Origin of the sequence: Streptomyces sp. Ncost-T10-10d (assembly GCF_900091955.1) — a bacterium.
Lineage (GTDB): Bacteria > Actinomycetota > Actinomycetes > Streptomycetales > Streptomycetaceae > Streptomyces.
In genome coordinates this window covers 38,269-44,872 of record NZ_FMDF01000038.1, presented here as the reverse complement: position 1 = coordinate 44,872, position 6,604 = coordinate 38,269, and the positions used below count along the sequence as shown (strand labels likewise).

Below are 6,604 nucleotides of genomic sequence, written 5' to 3'. Positions count from 1 at the left end.
CAGCCGTCGAAGAACCGGCGCGGGCAATGAGGGGCAATCAGGTCATGCTCCGCAGCCGCACGAGAGCGCCCCGCGACGCTTCGCTGCTCAGTTGAGGTCCGCCCGGCCGACGCCGATTCGATGCCGGCGGGGAAGTCATCCCTTGTACTTGCGTCAGTTCTTCGTCGGCAGGCCCTGTTCGTCCCATCGGCGGCGCGACAGCACGGTCTGACCGTCCTCGGCGGCCACAGCAGGGAACTGCTCAGGCAAAGAAATCCTCCGCGTCAGGGTCGGGTGCACCGATCAGGAATCGGGAGAAAGTATCCGCCGTGTTTTCTCCCAAATAGTACCCGCCTGTGTGGTGGAGGTGGAAGAAGCGTCCCCTCTCGTCGATCAAGAGAATTCCATACTCGGAAGACTCGTAACCAATAGGGAAAAGTTCTGTGCCCAGTCCGAATGCCAGTTCTTGGATGGCTCTCGCATCGCCCTCATATCCGAGGGTCGGGGCCGTGATCCAGGAGATGTCCTGCGCCGTGGGATGGGTAAGGTGCAGCAGGCCGAATGTGTGGATGACGTGCACCGCGGCGGGCATCGGCGTCAGCGCGATGCCTTGCCGCTGGGCATCCTGTACCCGGACTTGAATGAGCTCTTCGGCATGGTCTCCGATGTCGCGGCCTGGCGACCAGCCGTTTGCCGTCAGCCAGTCACGCACTTCGGGTGTGAAACCTTCGGAGCTCATTATCCGTTCCGTTCCGTGAGCCGACGCATCACGAGTGCACGGGACCGCTCCGGACCACTCCGGACTGTCCGGAGCTGCCGGGGGCGTTCGGGCGGCTACGAGTGGAGGTGCTTCTCCGCCTCGGCCTGTTCAATCAGCTCCGGGTAGGAGTCGTCCTCCTCGGGCTGCCCCGACACGTGGTAAAGGGACGCCGACCACGGAATTGGGCACGGCGGTGCGTGGTCCGGGTCCGGGCACAGCAGCCTGGCGATGCGTTCCTCGACCTCTTCGGCCTGCTGCTGAGTGGCGTAGATACCCACCCGCACTTCCCAGATGCTCGGGTTCTCAGACATCGCTCACGTCCCGGATCGGCGGAGAAAAAGGGGGAGGGGAAAAAGCAGAGGGGAAAGGTGCAGAGAAAACAAAAAAGGGGGCGAAACGAATCGCCCCTTGTTGAGGCTATCAGGTGCGCTTGGCGCCGCAGCGGCATTCCTCGCGGCGCGGGGCCCCGGCAGGGCCGGTCAGCGTCCCTGGCCCCGGCCCCGGGGGAACTCTCCGAGGTGAACCGCGCCGTGGACCACCGTGGCCAGCTCCCGCATGTCCTCGGTGAAGGCGTCGACGCGGATCCGGCGTCCGCTGTGCAGCCGGATCTCGCACGTGGAGCCCATGCCGCGAGCATCCGCGAGCGCACGGCCGTCGCCGCCGGAGGCGCTCACCAGCGCCACGTCCTCCCAGGGGATGACGGTGGCGTCGCCCGCCACGCGGTGGGTGAACCCCCGCTCATGGATGTCGAAGGACTGTTCCCGGGTACGGAACGCCTGCACCAGGCGCCAGATCCCCAGCCCCCACCCCACCAGGCCGACCCCGAGCAGCAGCCCCGCCAGCTTCGGGGCCCCATGGACGGTACCCACCGACGCGATCGCCACCGGCAGTCCGACGGCTGTGCCCGCCGCTCCGACCACCAGCCAGATGCCCGCCTGCCGCAGACGTTTCGCGCCGTCGGTGCGGTGCTCCCGGACGAATCCGCCCAACTGTCTGGCCACTTCTGTACGCCTCATCGGGCCCCCTCCCGGATCGTGGACATCTCCCACACTGCCCGCTGCCGGAGGATCCACCCCCATCCGCGGACCGTGAACCCTGCGCGGACCGGCCCGCGGGTCCGTCAGGTTACGCCGGGAACCATCATGGCGGGATGTCAATCATCATGTGTAGTCGATGAGTTGGGGACCGCTTGCGCTCCGGCACGACAACGGCCCCCGCTGCTGGGCGAGGGCCGGTCGTGCGAATGCTGTCGCGTGGCTCAGACGGTGAACTCCCCGCCCTTGGCGGCCGTCACGAACGACGACCAGGCGGCCGACTCGAAGATAAGCGCGGGACCGCCCGGGTTCTTGCTGTCACGTACGGGCACGACGGCGGGGAAGCCGTCGGCCACCTCGACGCACGCACCGCCGTCCGTGTTGCTGTAGCTGGACTTGCGCCAGGCGGCGGCGCTCAGGAAGTCGTCGGAGACCTCGATGCAGTCGCCGCCGTTCGTGTTGCTGTAGCTGCTCTTGCGCCACGTCACGTTGCTCAGGTCGATGGCTCGCACGGCACTTCCTCCAACATCCGCAGGATGAACTTCCGTGACTTGACCGGAGACAGCGCCAGGTCACGGACCGCATCATAGAGGCGCTGCAAGGACTCGACCCTGCTTGTTTCCTCGATGAGTTCACCGCGCACGTCGTTCTCGGTGTAGGCCACTGTGCGGCCGTCCGGCAACCGCAGGAACTTCACAGCGGTGTTCATCAAGCCATGCGGACCGGCGCTGAACGGCAGTACATGGAGGGTGATGTTCGAGCGGTCCGAGGCCTCGACCAGGTGCTCCACCTGCTCTCGCCACGCCTGCGCGTCGCGCAACTGCGTGCGAAGCACCGCCTCGGAGAGGATGATGCGGAACGGTGGTGCGTCGTCCCGCTCCAGCAGCTCCCGCCGCCCTATGCGCGCCTCGACCTGCTGGTTCAGCTCTTCGCCTCTAGTGCCGTCCGCCGCAAGTGCCTCGCGCGCGTATCCACCCGTCTGGAGCAGGCCCGGCGGCGCGCTCACGGCGTAGTGCCACAGGCTCACCGCCTCGGCCTCCAAGGCCATGTACCGGCGGTACTGCTCGCGGAACTGGGTGGGATCGCCGACCGCGAGCTCCCACAGCGTGAGCAGGAGGCCGGGCGTCCCGTAATGCTGGTCGAGCGCCTGCACGACCTCCGGACCGCCGAGGGTCTCCCCGCTCTCCATCTTGCCGAACAACGACCAGTCCCAGCCGAGGACTTCGCCGAGCTTGCGCAGGCTGTCGCCGTTCCGCGAGCGGAGCAACCGCAGCTCCTCGGCGAACCGTTGACGTGGCTGCCGGCTCCGGCCCGTGACCACCCGTCTCGGCGGCATGACGTCCTCCTCCGTGGAAGGTGTGGAACTACCGTCGCGCGGCTGGGAAGTACAGCCCACCGGTGGTGTTCGTTCCTTGTTCCGGGTCCATTCTCGTAATGCCCGGAACACGCACAGTAGTCCAAGCCCCCACATCTCACATCGATGTCGGGCGAACGGAACGGAACCCCATGACGACACGACAGCGAGCGGTGCGGAAGATCAACGAAGCCGAGGAGGCGCGGGACGCGCTCGGTGCGGCGCTTCGGCGGGCAGGTATCCAGCTTCCCGCGCTGGACGTCCGTCCCGTGTCGCGCACCGACGGCGCCGGGTACGCCCTGGTGACCCTCGGCGAGTGCTCCGCGCCCGTGGCCCGCGCGCTGGCGGCGGTCATCGAGAAGGGGGCGGTGCGGTGACCCGGCGCGTGTTCCGCTACGTACCGTTCACCATCGAGCAGGACGCGTCAGCGGAGCCGGAGTACGAGATCCGCTGCGTGTCCGGCGACGAAACCGAGTGCGGCGCGCGGTCCGGCACGTACAGCCATCCGGCACCGGTCGAGGAGTGGCAGCGCCGGCACACGCAGGAGACCCGGCACCGGCGCTACCACCGGCACTTCCGCGACTACGCGGTCATGCGCCCGACGGCCGGGTCGAGTGAGCCGGGTGAGCCGGCCCGGGCGGGCGGAGGTGCGGGGTGAGCTTCGCCCCGGCCGTCGAACGTCCGTGGCGCGATGCGTGGCCGCTCGCCGCGCGGACGGACGACGGCAACGCGTGGGTGACGGGTGACTGCTGGCTGTACTGCCGCCGCGAGGGCGTGCGCGTGCTGTGGATCGGCTCCGTGCGCACGCCCGGCGCGACGGGCGACCTGTACGCGTGCGGCCCGTGCGTCGCGGAGCTCGGCCACATGGTGCGCGTCCAGTCGCACGCCAGGGACGCGCCTGCCGGGACGGAGACCGGGAAGGAGGCCAAGGCCAGGAACAAGGCAGGGAGCACATCCGAGGCGTGCGAGCACCGGCAGATCGAGAAGCGTGACGGCAAGACCCACTGCCGCACCTGCGAGCGACAGCTCTACCTGTGACCGGACGCTGCCAACCGGACGTTCGCCGACCACGTTGAAGCCCTCGTGCCCACCCGATCCGGAACCGACGTGGAACAGGACGCTGCCGGAACCGGAATGGGCAGCTCAGACTGCTGTTCGGTAGGCTCCCGAGTCCCATGCATGAGACCAACCGCTTTTGAATGTACGGAAACCCGGTTGGAGGAATGACCAGTGAAGTACGCACCGCAGTGGCTGACACCCGAGTCCTGGGACGAGGCCGGCATCCTCGGCCTGGACGCGGACGCGGTCGCGTCGGCGGGCGAGTGGCCGCAACCCGTGCTTGAGGCTCTGGAGGTGGCCCGTACCTACGGGCTGCCGAACGAGGTGTACGGGATGTTCTACCCGTCCGAGGAAGGCGCAGCGTTCACCCGGGTGACGGCGAAGGCGGGCGAGGGACCGTACTGGCGACTGGGCCGGCACGAGTCCTCGCACGCCCTGGAGTACGTACTCGACGCGGAGGGGCGGGTCGTGATCCCGGACCCGTCCCTCCTCGAACCCCGCTTCGTCAACAGCTCGCTGCTCGCCTTCCTCGACGCCTTGGCGGCGTGGGACCACCGCAGCGAGCACCTGGACGACTTCGACGAACTGGAGCCGGACGACCCCGAAGAGGAGGACGACCCGGCCGAAGCCGCCCGGGTCGCCTTCGGAATGAAGATCAGGGACGGGCTCCGCGGCCAGGACCCGGCCGCCTTCAGGGACGACGTCGCCACCTGGTGGCAGCGGGTCTACGAGGAGGTCGAGCTCGACGCCATCTGACGCCGGGCACGAGGTTCACCGATGCCCGGAAGGAACCGGGGCCGGGTCACCGGCCCCGGTTCCGTTCTTCGGTGGCCGACCGGGCACCGATGGTGTCGCTCAGCACTCGATGATGTTCACCGCGAGCCCGCCGCGCGCCGTCTCCTTGTACTTCACGCTCATGTCCGCGCCCGTCTCCTTCATGGTCTTGATGACCTTGTCGAGGGAGACCTTGTGGCTGCCGTCGCCGCGCAGCGCCATCTTCGCCGCCGTGACGGCCTTGACCGCGGCCATGCCGTTGCGCTCGATGCACGGGATCTGGACGAGACCGCCGACCGGGTCGCAGGTCAGGCCGAGGTTGTGTTCCATGCCGATCTCGGCGGCGTTCTCGACCTGCTCGGCGGAGCCGCCGAGGACCTCGGCGAGGGCGCCCGCGGCCATGGAGCAGGCGGAGCCGACCTCGCCCTGGCAGCCGACCTCGGCGCCGGAGATGGAGGCGTTCTCCTTGAAGAGCATGCCGATGGCTCCGGCGGCGAGGAGGAAGCGGACGACGCTGTCCTCCTTCTCCGCCTCGGTGGCACCACCGGCCGCGAAGTTCATGTAGTAGTGCAGCACGGCCGGGATGATGCCCGCGGCGCCGTTGGTGGGTGCGGTGACGACGCGCCCGCCCGCCGCGTTCTCCTCATTGACCGCCATGGCGTAGAGCGTGATCCACTCCATCGCATGGGTCTGAGGGTCGCCCTCGGCGCGCAGCTGGCGGGCGGTGTTCGCGGCGCGGCGGCGGACCTTGAGGCCGCCGGGCAGGATGCCCTCGCGGGACATGCCGCGCGCGACGCAGGCCTGCATGACGCGCCAGATGTCCAGCAGACCCGAGCGGATCTCGGTCTCGGTGCGCCAGGCCTTCTCGTTCTCCAGCATCAGCGAGGAGATGGACAGGCCGGTGTCCTTCGAGAGCCGCAGCAGTTCGTCGCCGGTGCGGAAGGGGTGCTTCAGCACGGTGTCGTCGAGGACGATCCGGTCCTCGCCCACCGCGTCCTCGTCGACGACGAAGCCGCCGCCGACGGAGTAGTAGGTCTTCTCCAGGAGGAGGGCACCCTCGTGGTCGAAGGCGAAGATCGTCATGCCGTTGGCGTGGTACGGAAGCGCCTTGCGGCGGTGCAGGACCAGCTGCTCGTCGGCGTCGAAGTCGATCTCGTGCATGCCGAGGAGGTTGATCCGGCCGCTGGTGCGGATCTGCTCCACCCGGTCGTCGGCGGCCTCCACGTCCACGGTGCGGGGCGACTCGCCCTCCAGACCTAGCAGGACGGCCTTGGGGGTGCCGTGGCCGTGACCGGTGGCCCCGAGCGAGCCGTACAGCTCGGCGCGTATGGAGGCGGTGTGGGCGATGAGGCCCTCGTTCTTCAGCCGGCGCGCGAACATCCGGGCGGCGCGCATCGGGCCGACCGTATGGGAGCTGGACGGGCCGATGCCGATCGAGAACAGGTCGAAGACCGAGATGGCCACGGGGGGACTCCTAAGGGTTGGTAGACGCCGTTGTCTGCCGGGTGATGCGGTACGGGCCGACCGGCCCGAAGAGCAGCGGGGACAAGGGATGGGGCACCGCGCCCACTGTCCAGTGTGCGCGGTGCCCCGCCCGAAACGTGACGAACTGTGTCCCGGATTACTCCGGGACACCTGTGACCC

General features: G+C 68.5%; 10 protein-coding genes. 4 read left to right on the top strand and 6 right to left on the bottom strand.

What is annotated here, in order from left to right:
• Positions 1–241: 241 nt before the first annotated feature.
• The 5 genes from GA0115254_RS04465 to GA0115254_RS04445 all read right to left on the bottom strand — a co-directional run bounded on the left by GA0115254_RS04465 (position 242) and on the right by GA0115254_RS04445 (position 3,109).
• On the bottom strand, positions 242–718 hold the full coding sequence (locus tag GA0115254_RS04465) for an SUKH-3 domain-containing protein (protein WP_093893958.1): 477 nt from the start codon (positions 716–718) through the stop codon (positions 242–244).
• A 95-nt stretch (positions 719–813) separates the two neighbouring features.
• Positions 814–1,050 (bottom strand): hypothetical protein, encoded by a 237-nt coding sequence (locus GA0115254_RS04460; RefSeq protein WP_093893957.1) that lies wholly within the window; start codon positions 1,048–1,050, stop codon positions 814–816.
• Positions 1,051–1,218: 168 nt separating this feature from the next.
• Positions 1,219–1,755 carry a hypothetical protein gene (locus GA0115254_RS04455; protein WP_093893956.1) on the bottom strand — a complete coding sequence of 179 codons (537 nt, stop codon included), beginning with the start codon at positions 1,753–1,755 and terminating at the stop codon, positions 1,219–1,221.
• 242 nt (positions 1,756–1,997) lie between these two features.
• On the bottom strand, positions 1,998–2,285 hold the full coding sequence (locus GA0115254_RS04450; RefSeq protein WP_093893955.1) for a DUF397 domain-containing protein: 288 nt from the start codon (positions 2,283–2,285) through the stop codon (positions 1,998–2,000).
• Positions 2,267–3,109: a helix-turn-helix domain-containing protein gene (locus GA0115254_RS04445; protein WP_093893954.1), complete on the bottom strand. Its 843-nt coding sequence runs from the start codon at positions 3,107–3,109 to the stop codon at positions 2,267–2,269. Before GA0115254_RS04445 ends, GA0115254_RS04450 begins: the two co-directional genes overlap by 19 nt.
• Before the next feature lie 170 nt (positions 3,110–3,279).
• On the opposite strand from GA0115254_RS04445, the gene GA0115254_RS04440 reads away from it, so the two are divergent.
• The 4 genes from GA0115254_RS04440 to GA0115254_RS04425 all read left to right on the top strand — a co-directional run bounded on the left by GA0115254_RS04440 (position 3,280) and on the right by GA0115254_RS04425 (position 4,942).
• Positions 3,280–3,504 carry a hypothetical protein gene (locus GA0115254_RS04440; RefSeq protein WP_093893953.1) on the top strand — a complete coding sequence of 75 codons (225 nt, stop codon included), beginning with the start codon at positions 3,280–3,282 and terminating at the stop codon, positions 3,502–3,504.
• Positions 3,501–3,785 (top strand): DUF7848 domain-containing protein, encoded by a 285-nt coding sequence (locus GA0115254_RS04435; RefSeq protein WP_093893952.1) that lies wholly within the window; start codon positions 3,501–3,503, stop codon positions 3,783–3,785. Before GA0115254_RS04440 ends, GA0115254_RS04435 begins: the two co-directional genes overlap by 4 nt.
• On the top strand, positions 3,782–4,165 hold the full coding sequence (locus GA0115254_RS04430) for a hypothetical protein (RefSeq protein WP_093893951.1): 384 nt from the start codon (positions 3,782–3,784) through the stop codon (positions 4,163–4,165). The genes GA0115254_RS04435 and GA0115254_RS04430 overlap by 4 nt, the downstream gene beginning before the upstream one ends.
• A 192-nt stretch (positions 4,166–4,357) precedes the next feature.
• Positions 4,358–4,942: an SUKH-4 family immunity protein gene (locus GA0115254_RS04425; RefSeq protein ID WP_093893950.1), complete on the top strand. Its 585-nt coding sequence runs from the start codon at positions 4,358–4,360 to the stop codon at positions 4,940–4,942.
• A 99-nt stretch (positions 4,943–5,041) separates the two neighbouring features.
• Here the strand turns inward: GA0115254_RS04425 and GA0115254_RS04420 are convergent, their stop codons facing one another.
• Entirely contained in the window at positions 5,042–6,424 is a 1,383-nt protein-coding gene (locus GA0115254_RS04420) for an L-serine ammonia-lyase (protein ID WP_093893949.1), read from the bottom strand.
• Between the last annotated feature and the right edge of the window lie 180 nt (positions 6,425–6,604).

Bases quoted from the DNA above. Each gene is read 5' to 3' on its own strand.
- GA0115254_RS04460 (WP_093893957.1), bottom strand. From the start codon at position 1,050: ATGTCTGAGAACCCGAGCATCTGGGAAGTGCGGGTGGGTATCTACGCC.
- GA0115254_RS04440 (WP_093893953.1), top strand. From the start codon at position 3,280: ATGACGACACGACAGCGAGCGGTGCGGAAGATCAACGAAGCCGAGGAG.
- GA0115254_RS04465 (WP_093893958.1), bottom strand. From the start codon at position 718: ATGAGCTCCGAAGGTTTCACACCCGAAGTGCGTGACTGGCTGACGGCA.
- GA0115254_RS04445 (WP_093893954.1), bottom strand. From the start codon at position 3,109: ATGCCGCCGAGACGGGTGGTCACGGGCCGGAGCCGGCAGCCACGTCAA.
- GA0115254_RS04455 (WP_093893956.1), bottom strand. From the start codon at position 1,755: ATGAGGCGTACAGAAGTGGCCAGACAGTTGGGCGGATTCGTCCGGGAG.